This is a genomic window from Lysinibacillus sp. NPDC094403 (genome assembly GCF_050278745.1).
Taxonomy (GTDB): domain Bacteria; phylum Bacillota; class Bacilli; order Bacillales_A; family Planococcaceae; genus Lysinibacillus.
Genome location: NZ_JBNNTL010000013.1, coordinates 116536 through 131465, shown reverse-complemented (window position 1 = coordinate 131465; position 14930 = coordinate 116536). Strand labels below are relative to the sequence as shown.

13 protein-coding genes, 1 rRNA gene and 1 riboswitch are annotated in these 14930 nt (G+C 40.0%); all 14 genes read left to right on the top strand.

The window, feature by feature from the left end:
• A 5S ribosomal RNA gene (gene rrf / locus ACQKMV_RS17770) occupies positions 1 to 94 on the top strand; the annotation flags it as partial.
• Positions 95 to 899: 805 nt separating this feature from the next.
• Positions 900 to 1094, top strand: a complete 195-nt coding sequence (locus tag ACQKMV_RS17765; RefSeq protein ID WP_427505523.1) for an NETI motif-containing protein — start codon at positions 900 to 902, stop codon at positions 1092 to 1094.
• Between the two features lie 92 nt (positions 1095 to 1186).
• Positions 1187 to 1285: riboswitch (purine riboswitch) on the top strand.
• Positions 1286 to 1496: 211 nt separating this feature from the next.
• On the top strand, positions 1497 to 1985 hold the full coding sequence (purE, locus tag ACQKMV_RS17760) for a 5-(carboxyamino)imidazole ribonucleotide mutase (protein WP_370079155.1): 489 nt from the start codon (positions 1497 to 1499) through the stop codon (positions 1983 to 1985).
• Positions 1982 to 3106 (top strand): 5-(carboxyamino)imidazole ribonucleotide synthase, encoded by a 1125-nt coding sequence (purK, locus tag ACQKMV_RS17755; RefSeq protein ID WP_427505521.1) that lies wholly within the window; start codon positions 1982 to 1984, stop codon positions 3104 to 3106. Before purE ends, purK begins: the two co-directional genes overlap by 4 nt.
• A gap of 13 nt (positions 3107 to 3119) precedes the next feature.
• On the top strand, positions 3120 to 4415 hold the full coding sequence (gene purB, locus ACQKMV_RS17750) for an adenylosuccinate lyase (RefSeq protein WP_403007344.1): 1296 nt from the start codon (positions 3120 to 3122) through the stop codon (positions 4413 to 4415).
• 98 nt (positions 4416 to 4513) lie between these two features.
• Positions 4514 to 5224, top strand: a complete 711-nt coding sequence (gene purC / locus ACQKMV_RS17745) for a phosphoribosylaminoimidazolesuccinocarboxamide synthase (protein ID WP_049668771.1) — start codon at positions 4514 to 4516, stop codon at positions 5222 to 5224.
• A 2-nt stretch (positions 5225 to 5226) separates the two neighbouring features.
• Complete coding sequence (purS, locus tag ACQKMV_RS17740) at positions 5227 to 5475, top strand: phosphoribosylformylglycinamidine synthase subunit PurS (RefSeq protein ID WP_049668772.1); 249 nt, start codon at positions 5227 to 5229, stop codon at positions 5473 to 5475.
• 2 nt (positions 5476 to 5477) lie between these two features.
• Positions 5478 to 6161, top strand: coding sequence for a phosphoribosylformylglycinamidine synthase subunit PurQ (purQ, locus tag ACQKMV_RS17735; protein ID WP_427505520.1), 684 nt, complete (start codon positions 5478 to 5480; stop codon positions 6159 to 6161).
• Positions 6148 to 8382 (top strand): phosphoribosylformylglycinamidine synthase subunit PurL, encoded by a 2235-nt coding sequence (purL, locus tag ACQKMV_RS17730; protein WP_427505518.1) that lies wholly within the window; start codon positions 6148 to 6150, stop codon positions 8380 to 8382. The genes purQ and purL overlap by 14 nt, the downstream gene beginning before the upstream one ends.
• Complete coding sequence (purF, locus tag ACQKMV_RS17725; protein ID WP_427505517.1) at positions 8358 to 9782, top strand: amidophosphoribosyltransferase; 1425 nt, start codon at positions 8358 to 8360, stop codon at positions 9780 to 9782. Before purL ends, purF begins: the two co-directional genes overlap by 25 nt.
• Positions 9783 to 9868: 86 nt before the next feature.
• On the top strand, positions 9869 to 10924 hold the full coding sequence (gene purM, locus ACQKMV_RS17720) for a phosphoribosylformylglycinamidine cyclo-ligase (RefSeq protein ID WP_427505515.1): 1056 nt from the start codon (positions 9869 to 9871) through the stop codon (positions 10922 to 10924).
• Positions 10924 to 11493, top strand: coding sequence for a phosphoribosylglycinamide formyltransferase (gene purN / locus ACQKMV_RS17715; RefSeq protein WP_427505514.1), 570 nt, complete (start codon positions 10924 to 10926; stop codon positions 11491 to 11493). The genes purM and purN overlap by 1 nt, the downstream gene beginning before the upstream one ends.
• A gap of 120 nt (positions 11494 to 11613) precedes the next feature.
• Positions 11614 to 13140, top strand: coding sequence for a bifunctional phosphoribosylaminoimidazolecarboxamide formyltransferase/IMP cyclohydrolase (gene purH / locus ACQKMV_RS17710; protein WP_427505513.1), 1527 nt, complete (start codon positions 11614 to 11616; stop codon positions 13138 to 13140).
• A gap of 74 nt (positions 13141 to 13214) precedes the next feature.
• Positions 13215 to 14471: a phosphoribosylamine--glycine ligase gene (gene purD / locus ACQKMV_RS17705; protein WP_427505512.1), complete on the top strand. Its 1257-nt coding sequence runs from the start codon at positions 13215 to 13217 to the stop codon at positions 14469 to 14471.
• The last annotated feature ends 459 nt before the right edge of the window (positions 14472 to 14930 follow it).

The window sequence follows — 14930 nt, the reverse complement described above, 5'->3', positions numbered from 1 at the left end:
TCACACCCGTTCCCATACCGAACACGGAAGTTAAGCTCTTTAGCGCCGATGGTAGTTGGGGGCTTCCCCCTGTGAGAGTAGGACGTCGCTAGGCACCTAGAAAAGTCGAGGATTTATTCCTCGGCTTTTTTGTTTTATAAAATAATCATTTGAATGTTAAAATTATACATAATGAATTAGATTGAATAATATACGTTGAAGTATCCGAATAGGCTATAATCCAACAAAATGGAATTTTTTATTTCTTTTACGATAATAGTAGATTCACGCCATTTGTATTAGGTGGGCTAGGTATAATTAGCGCAACTTTTGCATATTAGGTGATATCCATAGGGTTCTTATTGTACTTAATGCTTTTTTATTGTTCCTTTCCTAGGTACATACTTAATTGAATTTCAAAATCCTTAATAAGAACTGCAGCGTATATTTTTCTGCTGTTCTTTTAATTTGTCTTCGATTAGTAACAATAAAGATATTATTCCTTTTTAATAGCTGATCACCAAAAGTTGAGAATGATATCTTAAAACGTATGCTATGTATAAAATTGATTTTCGTTCCGGCTGGGTGACTCCTTGGGGATTAGCGATAGGGGAACGAAGGCTAAGGGCATCACATCCTGTGATAACGCCTTCGTGACCAACATCGTGTTGGCTGCCGCTTCGCTTTCGCACAAAAAACATCGTATTGCTGCCGCTACGTTTGCACTACGCTTTCGCACAAAAAACACTTGTTGGCCCAAGCGGCTCATCGGACGCCCACAGTCAGAACGGAAATCAACCTCACGTTATGGTGAAAAGCATTTTATTAATAAATCATACATACTAAAGGAACAAACTAAAGGTATAATGGAACTCATACGAGGAGAAAGTATTAGATACAAGATTGAAAGGAAGAAAGCTTTGGGTAAAAAACAAATTTGGTATGAGGTAGAAGAAAACGAATCAATAGAAGATTGTTTGGCAAGGATGCGTCGAGATGGTTATATGGCAGTGGGAAGAAAAGAAGAACCGATTTTTCACTTAGTCAATGGAGAACCAACGTATTTACGTCAAAAAATACAATTTAAAGCGATGTTATGGCAAGATTTCGAGTAGTTTTGACTAAAATCCGAACGTTTATAAATAGTAAAAATAAAATGTTCGCATTTTTGCATTGACGATAGTGGAATCACTTGTTAAAATGTGAGAAGGAAAACAAATAAGTCCCACATATATGCTAGAGGATTGGCTCTAGTGTCTCTACCCGGCACCGTAAATGCTGGACTATGCGGGAAAGCACTTTTGGCATGTTACGAGAAGGGAATGTACTGATACGTACATTTGCATATTCTTTTCATAATAAGTCCTCAAGTAAGCTGCTTTCACGCGTATGGTAGAGAGTAGTTTATTTGGGGATTTTCTTTGTATAAAAAGTAAAGATACTGCAGTAGCTATATGAGAAATAGAGGCTTGCACAATATTTGATCATTTTTCTAACGTTAAAAAGGAGCGACAATCATGAATCCGAAAATCGGTGTCATTATGGGGAGTTCAAGTGACTGGGAAACAATGAAACATGCATGTGATATTTTAGATGAATTACAAGTCCCGTACGAGAAAAAGGTTGTGTCTGCACATCGTACTCCAGATTTAATGTTTGAGTATGCAGAATCAGCACGTGAGAGAGGTATTCAAGTAATTATTGCTGGTGCAGGTGGAGCTGCGCATTTACCTGGAATGGTAGCAGCTAAAACAACGTTACCAGTAATCGGTGTACCTGTGCAATCTCGTGCTCTTAACGGTCTTGATTCTCTATTATCAATCGTTCAAATGCCTGGCGGTGTACCTGTAGCAACAGTAGCAATTGGTAAAGCGGGAGCGACTAATGCAGGCTTGCTAGCAGCGCAAATTTTATCGACAACAGATGTAGAGCTTGCTAATAAACTAGATGCTAGACGTGAAGCCACGAAGCAACAAGTACTGGAAAGCACAGGTGACTTAGTGTGACGAAGATAATTTATCCAGGGCAGACGATAGGCATTATCGGAGGAGGGCAGCTTGGCCGTATGATGGCACTTGCTGCTAAAGAAGCAGGCTTTAAAATTGCCGTTCTTGAACCATTAATGGATTCACCATGTGGACAGGTTGCGGATATACGTATTGTAGCACCATATGATGATGAAGCAGCTTTAGAAGAACTTGCCGAGGTAAGTGACGTTATAACGTATGAGTTTGAAAATATCGATTATGATGGCTTAAAACGTTTAACACAAATGGCTTACGTTCCACAAGGTGCAGAGTTAGTACGCATCACACAAAACCGTGTGACAGAGAAAGAAGCGATTGTGAATGCAGGTTGTCCAGTAGCCCCTTATTTGGTTGTAAATACATATGAAGAATTACTAGCCAATATCGACAGGATTAGTTATCCTTGTATAGTCAAAACAGCAAGAGGTGGCTACGATGGCAAGGGGCAGCAGCTTTTAAAATCTGCAGAAGACCTACCGTTAGCAAAAGGGCTTTTCTCTCATTCACAATGTATTGTTGAGGGATTTGTACCTTTCGTTAAAGAGGTGTCTGTCATTGTTCAAAGAAACGGTAATGGTGAATCATATTGTCAGCCAGTTGGAGAAAATATTCATGTTCATCATATTTTACATGAAACGATCGTACCAGCTCGTATAAAAGAGGAAACATCACTGGCTGCAGAGCGGGAAGCCTTTAAAATTGCTGATTATCTAAATTTAGTAGGGACATTAGCTGTAGAAATGTTTGTATTAGAAGATGGTGGAATCGTTATTAATGAATTAGCACCAAGACCTCATAATTCAGGTCACTATTCTATAGAAGCATGTAACGTTTCACAGTTCCACCAGCATATACGTGCTGTTTGTGGTTGGCCATTATGTAAACCACAACTTTGGGCACCATCTATTATGGTAAATGTTTTAGGGCAGCATGTCATGCCACTTAGTAACTCAATTGCTAAATATCCTGAATGGTCTATACATCTTTATGGGAAAGCTGAAGCTAAGGTGAACCGTAAGATGGGCCACGTAACGATTATGACAAAAAACTTAGAAGAAACACTACAACAAATCGAGAGTTCTGGCATTTGGTCAGAATAGAAGGAGAAACGCAATGATCGAACGTTACACAAGACCCGAAATGGGCGCAATTTGGACAGAACAAAATAAATATCAAGCTTGGCTAGAAGTTGAAATTTTAGCATGTGAAGCTTGGGTAGAAATTGGAGACATTCCGAAAGAGGATGTAGCTAAAATTCGTGAAAATGCTTCATTTGATGTAAATCGTATTTTAGAGATTGAAAAAGAAACACGTCATGATGTTGTAGCATTTACTCGTGCCGTTTCTGAAACACTTGGTGAAGAGCGAAAATGGGTACACTATGGTTTAACTTCAACGGACGTAGTTGATACAGCCCTTTCTTATATAATTAAACAAGCGAATGATATTTTACGTAAAGACATCGTGAATTTCATTGATATTATTGCTGCAAAAGCGAAAGAGCATAAGCATACGGTTATGATGGGACGTACACACGGTGTTCATGCTGAGCCAACAACTTTCGGCTTAAAATTAGGTTTATGGTATGAAGAAATGAAGCGTAACCTAGAACGCTTTGATGCTGCGGCAAAAGTAATTGAAACAGGAAAGATGTCTGGAGCAGTTGGTACATATGCCAATATCGATCCTCGAGTTGAGCAATATGTATGCGATAAATTAGGGCTAACAGCATCACCTATTTCAACTCAAACATTACAACGTGATCGTCATGCTCAATATTTAGGTGCGTTGGCATTAATCGCAACATCAATTGAGAAATTTGCAACAGAGATTCGCGGCTTGCAAAAATCTGAAACGCGTGAAGTTGAAGAAGCATTTGCAAAAGGTCAAAAAGGCTCATCAGCGATGCCTCATAAACGTAATCCAATCGGGTCTGAAAACATGGTTGGTATGTCACGTTTAATGCGTGGCTATATGGTAACGGCTTATGAAAACGTAGCATTATGGCATGAACGTGATATTTCACATTCATCTGCAGAGCGCGTTATTTTACCGGATGCAACGATTACACTTAACTATATGTTAAACCGCTTCGGTAACATTGTGAAAAACTTAACAGTATTCCCTGAAAACATGAAACGTAATATGGGTCGCACTTTTGGTTTAATTTATTCTCAACGTATCTTATTAGCACTTATCGATAAAGGGTTAGTGCGTGAGGAAGCGTATGATACAGTACAACCTTTAGCGATGCAGGCGTGGGACGAGCAAGTTCAGTTCCGTACGTTAGTCGATGCAAGTGAAAAAATTACATCGTATTTAACGAAAGAAGAGCTAGATGATTGCTTTGACTACAACTACCATTTACAGCATGTAGATATGATTTTTGAGCGTCTTGGACTTAACTAAGTAGAGTCACTAGCGGATGTTACAGAATTGAATCGTATACTTACGATTCAATTCTGAACAATACGCGTGTATTTCATAATATCAGGGGGAGTAACGAAATGACTAAAGGTCAACTTTTGTATGAAGGTAAAGCAAAAAAATTGTATACAACAGAGGAGCCAAATGTGTTACTCGTTGAATACAAGGATAGTGCAACAGCGTTTAATGGTGAGAAAAAAGAAGAAATTGAAGGCAAAGGCGTATTAAATAATCGCATTACCTCTTTAATTTTCGAAAAATTACAAGCAAACGGAATTGCGTCACATTTCGTAAAACAATTATCTGATACGCAGCAGCTTGTAAAAAAGGTTGAGATTATTCCAATTGAGGTCGTAGTTCGTAATATAGCGGCAGGTAGTTTAGCTAAACGTCTTGGCCTTGAGGAAGGTACACCATTAAAACGCCCAATCGTTGAGTTTTATTATAAAGACGACGAGCTAGGCGATCCGCTCATTACTACGGAGCATATTGACGTACTTGATCTTGCAACACCTGAAGAAGTGACAGCCATTTATGATGGTGCACTTGTAGTAAACAAAGTTTTGCAACCTATATTTGCAGATGTGAACGTTACACTAATTGACTTTAAATTGGAGTTCGGACGTGACAACGATGGAAATGTACTACTGGCAGATGAAATATCACCAGATACATGCAGACTTTGGGATGCAACTACAAAGCAAAAGTTAGACAAAGATGTCTTTCGTAGAGACCTTGGTAATTTAACTGAAGTTTATACTATTATACTTTCTAGACTCGGAGGCAAATAACAATGAAAAAAGTTAAAATTTACGTAACATTACGTGAGAGCATTCTTGATCCACAAGGTTCAGCTGTACAAGGTTCTTTAGTGAAAATGGGTTACGCTGAAGTAGAAGATTTACGTATCGGTAAATATCTTGAACTAGTAATTAAAGATACAGAACGTGATATTGATACTCTAGTAAAAGAAATGTGTGAAAAGGTTTTAACTAACGTTGTAATCGAAGACTACCGCTACGAAGTCGAGGAGGCTAACTAATCATGAAATTCGCAGTACTCGTTTTCCCTGGGTCAAACTGTGATATCGATATGTATCATGCGATTAAAGACGAGCTAGGTGAAGAAGTAGAATATGTATGGCATACAGCAACAGATTTAAGTGGCTTTGATGGCATTTTAGTGCCAGGTGGTTTCTCATACGGGGATTATCTTCGCTGTGGTGCGATGGCAAACCAATCTAATATTATGGCAGAGGTCAAGAAGGCAGCAGATGCTGGTAAGCCAGTATTAGGAGTATGTAACGGATTCCAAATCCTAACTGAAGCAGGTTTATTACCAGGTGCATTACTTCGTAACAAAAATTTGAAATTCATGTGCCGTACAATCCAACTTAAAGTTGAAAACAATAATACATTATTCACAAACCAATATGAGCAAGGTCAAATTATCAATATTCCAATCGCACACGGTGAAGGTAACTACTACTGTGACGAGGAAACTTTACAAAAATTAAAAGATAACAATCAAATCGTGTTCACATACTCAGGCGAAAATCCAAACGGTTCTTTAGAAGATATCGCAGGGATTGTAAACGAGCGCGGCAATGTATTAGGTATGATGCCTCACCCAGAGCGAGCTGTTGATGCACTGGTGGGCGGAGCAGACGGTCTAGCAGTATTCAAATCAATTGTGAAGCAGTGGAGGGAAAATCATGTCAACAACTAAGTTTGAGCCAACAGCACAGCAAATTAAAGATCAAAAATTATACGCTGGTATGGGGATGTCAGACGAAGAATTTGCAATGGTAGAAGGTATTTTAGGACGTCTACCAAACTGGACAGAGACAGGTCTTTTCTCAGTAATGTGGTCTGAGCACTGCTCATACAAAAATTCAAAACCAGTGTTACGTAAATTCCCTACAAAGGGTCCACAAGTTTTACAAGGTCCAGGTGAAGGTGCTGGTATCGTAGATATTGGTGACGAACAAGCAGTTGTATTTAAAATGGAATCACATAACCATCCATCAGCAATTGAGCCTTATCAAGGTGCTGCTACTGGTGTTGGTGGTATTATCCGTGACGTTTTCTCAATGGGTGCACGTCCAATTGCGATGCTGAACTCACTGCGCTTTGGCGAATTAAAATCAGCGCGTGGTAAATATTTATTTGAAGAAGTAGTTGCTGGTATCGCAGGTTACGGTAACTGTATCGGGATTCCTACAGTAGGTGGCGAGATTCAATTCGATCCTTGCTATGAAGGCAACCCACTAGTTAATGCAATGTGTGTAGGTTTAATTGACCACAAAGATATTCAACGTGGAATCGCAGCTGGTGTAGGAAATACAGTAATGTATGTGGGTGCTAAAACAGGTCGTGATGGAATCCATGGTGCAACATTTGCATCCGAGGAGTTAACAGAGGAATCTGAAAACCAACGTCCAGCAGTACAAGTAGGAGATCCATTTATGGAGAAACTTTTACTTGAAGCATGTTTAGAAGTTGTAAAATCTGACGCGCTAGTAGGTATTCAAGATATGGGTGCTGCTGGTCTTACTTCTTCATCAGCAGAAATGGCTTCTAAGGCTGGCTCTGGTGTAGAAATGAACTTAGACTTAGTACCACAACGTGAGACAGGCATGACAGCATATGAAATGATGCTATCTGAATCTCAGGAGCGTATGCTACTTGTTGTGAAAAAAGGTCGCGAAGATGAAATTAAAGCGATTTTCGATAAATACGATTTAGATGCTGTGGCAATTGGTCGCGTGACGGATGATAAAATGCTACGCCTATTACATAATGGCGAAGTTGTAGCTGAAGTACCTGCTGATGCACTTGCAGAAGATGCACCAGTTTATCATAAGCCATCTTCGGAGCCTGCTTACTATGCTGAGTTCCAGGCGATGGAAAACACGGAACCAATGGTAACAGATTACAAAGAAACATTAAATGCACTTTTAAAAGCACCGACAGTTGCTTCAAAAGAGTGGGTTTACGATCAATATGATTATCAAGTACGTACATCAACAGTCGTTGCACCAGGTTCTGATGCAGCCGTTATCCGCGTTCGCGGTACGAACAAAGGATTAGCGATGACTACTGACTGTAACTCTCGTTATATTTTCCTAGATCCAGAGGTAGGCGGTGCTATTGCTGTAGCAGAGGCGGCTCGTAATATCGTAGCAACTGGTGGTACTCCATTAGCGATTACTGACTGCTTAAACTTCGGCAATCCCGAGAAACCAGAAATCTTCTGGCAAATTGAAAAATCAGCTGATGGTATTTCAGCGGCATGTACAGCACTGAATTCACCGGTAATCGGCGGTAACGTGTCTCTTTATAACGAGCGTTCTGGTGAAGCGGTTTACCCAACACCAACAATCGGTATGGTTGGACTAATTGAAGATTTAGCACATGTGACAACTCAAGAAGTAAAAGCTGCTAGCGATGTAGTATTTGTGATCGGCGATACAAAAACTGAATTCGGTGGTTCTGAACTTCAAAAATTATTAAATAATGGAGTTATTTCAGGGAAAGCACCAGCTATTGACTTAGAAGTTGAAGCTGCACGTCAACAAGCATTGCTTAAAGCGATTAAAGCAGGGATCGTACAATCTGCACATGATGTAGCAGAAGGTGGTCTTGCAGTAGCGCTTGCTGAAACAACATTTGGCGCAAATGGCTTAGGTCTTGATGTGACATTAACAGGATCTGCTACATCAGCATTATTCAGTGAAACACAATCTCGTTTCGTTGTAACAGTGAAAGAAGAAAATGCAGCTGCATTTGTAGAAATAGTAAAAGACGCAAAGAAAATCGGTATCGTAACAAACGATGCGCTTGTTAAAATCAACGGTGACAACGGTGTGCTTGTTGAAGGTACAGTGGAGGAATTCCGTTCTAATTGGAAAGGAGCAATCCCATGCTTGCTGAACTCAGAGGCTTAAACGAAGAATGTGGGGTGTTTGGTATTTGGGGCAACTCGAATCCAGCACACCTTAGTTATTACGGGCTTCATGCTCTTCAACATCGTGGACAAGAAGGTGCTGGGATCGTCGTATCTGACGGTCAGCATCTTCGCGCGGTGAAAGGCGAAGGACTAGTTAATGATGTTTTCAACGAAGAGAAATTAAAGGCAGTGGATGGAAAGGCAGCAATTGCCCATGTCCGTTATACGACTGCTGGAGGAGGCGGTATTGAAAATGTACAGCCGTTATTATTCCACTCCTCAACTGGTAGCCTTTCAATTGCTCATAACGGTAATTTAGTCAATGCAACGCACTTAAAACAGTACTTAGAACGTCAAGGTAGTATTTTCCATTCTAGCTCCGACACTGAAGTGCTAGCGCATCTTATTAAGAAAAGCTCGCATTCACCATTCCGTGCAAAGGTGAAAAATGCCCTATCATTATTAAAGGGTGCGTATTCGTTCTTAATTATGACTAAAGATGAAATGCTTGTCGCACGTGATCCACATGGTTTACGTCCATTATCTCTTGGAAAGCTAGGAGATGGCTGGGTTGTAGCCTCTGAAACTTGTGCATTTGATTTAATAGGTGCAGAATTTGTTCGATCTGTTGAACCTGGTGAGTTATTAATTATTAACGATGAGGGTGTAAAATCTGATCGTTTTGCAGATATGGATAAACGTGCAATGTGCGCGATGGAGTATGTTTATTTAGCACGTCCTGATTCTGATATTGATGGTATTAACGTCCATATGGCGCGTAAACGTATGGGCAAACAGCTTGCTCGTGAATGTGCACATATTGAAGCTGATGTTGTAACAGGTGTGCCTGATTCAAGTATTTCAGCAGCAATCGGCTTTGCAGAAGAAAGCGGTATTCCGTATGAGCTAGGTCTTATTAAAAATCGTTATGTAGGTCGTACATTTATCCAACCAACACAGGAATTACGTGAACGCGGTGTGAAAATGAAGCTTTCTCCAGTTGTTCAAGTCGTAAAAGGTAAACGAGTAGTAATGGTGGACGATTCCATCGTTCGCGGTACAACTTCACGACGTATTGTAAAAATGTTAAAAGATGCAGGGGCTGCAGAAGTACATGTTGTCATTTCTTCACCACCGATGACGGATCCTTGCTATTACGGCATCGATACTTCAACACATGAAGAATTGATTGCATCTAGCCACAATGTAGATGAAATCCGTGATACTATAGGTGCCGATTCACTCACATTCCTTTCTGTTGAAGGTATGGTGGAGACGATTGCAAGACCATATGAAGATGAAAACCGTGGATTATGCCTTGCGTGCTTTACAGGTAAATATCCAACAGAAATTTTCCCAGATACAATCTTACCGCATGAAAAAGAACTATTACGTTAAGAAAAACATCTAAACACGTCTAACAATGATTACTAATCTAGATTCAGATGTGCCAAGGCGATTTGGATGATAAGGAGGAACTCTGCGTGTCAAAAGCATATGAACAAGCAGGTGTAAATATTGAAGCAGGCTACGAAGCCGTAAAACGAATGAAGTCTCACGTTGAACGTACAAACCGTCTAGGTGTGATGGGCACGTTTGGTGGTTTTGGTGGTATGTTTGACTTGTCAGAACTAAATCTTAAGGAACCTGTTCTTATTTCAGGTACAGATGGTGTTGGGACAAAGCTAAAGCTAGCGTTTATGGTGGACAAGCACGACACGATTGGTGTGGACTGTGTAGCGATGTGTGTCAATGATATCGTAGCGCAAGGTGCAGAACCATTGTACTTTTTAGATTATGTAGCCCTTGGCAAAGCAGAGCCAGCGAAAATTGAGCAAATTGTAAAAGGCGTTGCAGATGGCTGTGTGCAATCAGGTGCAGCATTAATCGGCGGTGAAACTGCAGAGATGCCAGGTCTTTACGAAGAAGATGAGTATGATTTAGCTGGTTTTGCAGTAGGAGCTTGTGAAAAATCAGCCATCGTAACAGGTGAGAAAATCGTAGAGGGTGACGTGCTTGTTGGTATTGCTTCGAGTGGGGTACATTCAAACGGTTACTCATTAGTGCGAAAAATTGTCTTTGCGGATAATCATTACGCAGTTGATTCGATTGTGGAAGGCTACGAGGATCTTGGTCCTATCGGAGAAGCTTTGTTAGTGCCAACAAAATTATATGCGAAACCTGTACTTGCAGCTTTAAAAGCAGCAGACGTTCATGGCTGTGCACATGTAACTGGCGGTGGTTTTTATGAAAACCTACCACGTATGATGCCGGAAGGTTTAGCAACTGAAATTGACTTAGGTTCTTGGCCAGTCTTACGTATTTTTGAGTTTTTAAAAGAAAAAGGACAGCTAGAGGACAAGGATTTATATAATGTCTTTAATATGGGCATTGGTTTCGTTTTAGCTGTACCTGCAGACGAAGTAGATAAAGTGCTTGCTACAGTTGAAGCAAATGGTGAAAAAGCATACAAAATCGGTCGCGTTGTGAAAGGCGAAGGTGTTGTATTCAATGGCTCACATGATGGGAGTTTAGTGTAATGACTGCACCAACTAAAATTGCCGTTTTTGCTTCAGGTAGCGGCAGTAATTTTCAAGCTATTCAAGAGGCAATTGAACGTGGTGAACTAAATGCAAAGATCGAACTTGTTGTTACAGACAAGCCTAGCGCATTCGTAGTTACACGTGCTGAAAATTATAGTATTCCAGTGCTAGCTTTAAGTCCGAAAGAGTTTACATCAAAAGCAGATTACGAGACTGCTATTATCGATGCTCTCCATGAATGTCAGGTAGAATGGATTGTGCTTGCAGGTTATATGCGCTTAATTAGTGAAGTATTACTAACTGCATACCCACAGCGCATTGTGAATATTCATCCTTCATTATTACCGGCTTTTCCTGGGAAGGATGCCATTGGTCAAGCAATGGAACACGGAGTTAAGGTAACAGGTGTAACCGTCCATTTTGTAGATGAAGGTATGGACACAGGGCCAATTATTGCCCAATCGGCAGTTCAAGTTGTTGAAGGTGACCGTGAGGCAACAGAAACGGCCATTCATAAGGAAGAGCATGAACTATACACAAAAGCTTTAGAGCAATTATTAAAGTAATGGAATGATGAGAGAGAGTTAGGTCTTCGAAAGATTGCCCAATCAATACCTAACTCTGTCCGACCATTAATAGCAAGACATATTCGTGGCAAACACGATAAAAATTAGGAGGATTTCGTTGTGACAAAACGTGCATTAATCAGTGTTTCCAATAAAGATGGTATTTTAGAATTTGCAAAGGAACTAGTAGCATTAGGTTATGAAATTTTATCAACTGGTGGTACGAAAAAAATGTTACAAGACAATAATGTTGCCGTAACAGCAGTAGATGAAGTAACTAAATTCCCTGAAATTTTAGATGGTCGTGTAAAAACTTTAAATCCAATGATTCACGGTGGACTATTAGGAAAGTTTGACGATGCTTCTCATCAAGCACAAATGAATGAGCATGGAATTGAGCCAATTGAGATTGTTTGTGTCAATCTTTACCCGTTCGTTGAAACAATTTCAAAGCCTAATGTAACATGGGATGACGCTATCGAAAATATTGATATCGGTGGTCCAACAATGTTACGTTCTGCAGCAAAAAACCATCAATATGTAACAGTAATTGTGGATAGCAATGACTATGCGAACGTATTAGAGGAACTGAAAGCTAATGGTGCAACGACTATTGAAACACGTCGTAAGTTAGCTGCAAAAGTTTTCCGTCACACAGCCGCTTATGATTCATATATATCAAACCACTTAACAGAAGAAGAGTTCCCAGAGAGCTTAACAATGACATATGAATTAAAGCAAAACTTACGCTATGGTGAAAATCCTCATCAAAAAGCAGCATTCTATCAAAAACGTCTAGGCTCTGATTTTTCACTAGCTTATGCTACGCAACTGCATGGTAAAGAATTATCATACAACAATATTCAGGACGGGAATGCAGCATTACAAATTGTCAAAGAGTTCGAAATGCCCGCAGCAGTAGCTGTAAAGCACATGAATCCTTGTGGTGTTGGAACTGGCACAACATTAGAAGAAGCGTTTGATAAAGCATATGAAGCAGATCCAACGTCTATTTTCGGTGGTATTATTGCTTTAAATATGGAAGTAGATGCAGCAACTGCTGAAAAATTAAGCCATATCTTTTTAGAAATTATTATTGCACCAGCATTCTCCCAAGAAGCACTTGATATTTTAACGAAGAAGAAAAATATTCGTTTATTAACAATACCTTTCGAGCAAGCAAAACAAGACAAATTCAATGTTGTATCGGTTGAAGGTGGTCTTCTTGTACAAGAACCAGATCGCTACGGATTTGCAAATGCAGATATTAAAGTAGTGACAGACCGTGAACCGACAGCACAAGAATGGGAAGCATTACGACTTGGCTGGGCAGTTGTGAAGCACGTTAAATCTAATGCTATCGTTGTTACAGATTCTCAAATGACACTTGGTGTTGGGGCTGGTCAAATGAATCGTGTTGGAGCAGCTAAAATCGCATTTGAGCAAGCTGGCGAAAAAGCAAAAGGTGCAGCGCTAGCATCAGATGCATTCTTCCCAATGAGCGATACTGTAGAAGCGGCTGCAGCGGCTGGTATTACAGCCATTATTCAACCAGGCGGCTCTATAAAAGATCAGGATTCAATCGATAAAGCAAATGAGTACGGCATTACGATGGTATTCACTGGCGTACGTCATTTCAAACACTAATCAGAACATGTTAAAAACTAGACCGAGATGTTGGTTCATCTCGGTCTTACTTACAAATAGGAGGATTCCCTAAAATGAAAGTATTAGTCATTGGAAGTGGCGGTCGAGAACATGCTATCGCTAAACAATTTAGTATTTCACCATCTGTTAATAAAGTATTTGTAGCACCTGGTAATGATGGCATGAGGAGCGATGCGGAAATCGTTGCTATTGATACTATGGATTTTGCAGGTCTTGCACAATTTGCAAAAGAAAATGCAGTAGATTTAACCTTTGTAGGGCCTGAGCAACCACTTGCTGAAGGCATCGTTGATTTCTTTACTGCTCGTGGTTTACGAGTATTTGGTCCAACAAAGGCAGCAGCACAAATTGAAAGCAGTAAATCATACGCTAAGGATATTATGAATAAATATCATATCCCAACAGCAGCCCATGAAACGTTTACTGAAGCAGATAAGGCTATTGCATATATTAAGGAACAAGGTGCTCCAATCGTTATCAAGGCAGATGGTTTAGCAGCTGGTAAAGGTGTAGTTGTAGCAATGACTGCAGAAGATGCAATTGAAGCTGTAGAGGATATGATTGGGAACCAACGTTTTGGTGAATCCTCTTCTCGTGTTGTCATTGAAGAATTCCTGGACGGAGAAGAATTCTCCTTTATGTCATTTGTCCATAAAGGTCAGATTTACCCAATGGTGATTGCTCAAGACCATAAACGTGCTTATGATAGCGATAAAGGTCCAAATACAGGTGGTATGGGAGCGTATTCACCAGTACCTCAAATCGCACAAGAAATAGTAGACGAAGCTTATAAGACGATTGTGGAACCAACCGTGAAAGGTATGGAGGCAGATGGTGTATCGTTTACAGGGATACTATATGCAGGATTGATTTTAACGAAAAATGGTCCAAAGGTGATTGAGTTTAATGCACGCTTTGGAGATCCAGAAACACAAGTAGTTTTACCACGTATGGCATCTGATTTTGGCGCATTTATGACAGCCTTGATGGATGAAAAGCCATTTGATCTGCAATGGTCTGAAGAAGCTATGCTAGGCGTAGTAATTGCCGCAGAAGGTTATCCTGGAGACGTTGAAAAAGGAAATACATTACCTAATCTAGAGGCTCTATCAGCTTCACACGCAGTATTCCATGCGGGTACAAAGCTTGTAGAAGAGAACTTCGTTGGTAATGGTGGCCGAGTTTTATTAGTTGGCGCAAAAGCATCTACTTTAAAAGAAGCACAAGAAAAAGTTTACGCAGGCATTGCTACTGAAAAATGGGACAATTTCTTCTACCGCAAAGATATCGGCTGGCGCACGTTTAAATAGTTGTTGAGTAACTAAATATCAGGCGTAATGATTAGGGAGATATAGATTTATAATTACTCGATAAAAGGATTTTTTATTTACATTTTGCTTAAGTTTATCATCATAGCGTGTGGTTGATTTTCGTTCCGACTGGGCGCTTTCCTGGGGGCGTCCGATGAGCCGCTTCGCTTCGCTGCAGGGTCTCATCTGTGACGCTGATCCCCAAGGAGTCGCCCAGTCTCCACTACAATCAACTTAGATACATAGCATATGTTTTATTAAATGTCGCCCAAAGTTTTAGTATAAATTTAATTAGAAGAAGCTCGTTTGCATTGCAGGCTACTAAATGGTTAATAACAAATATTTTATAGTGTTGTGAAATTTCTTCAGACGTATTGATTTGGGGAAAATAGGTTTATTATTGAGTAATAAAAGGGTTTTTTGTGTTGCTATTTTGCTATTAAATTCCCATTTTAACTG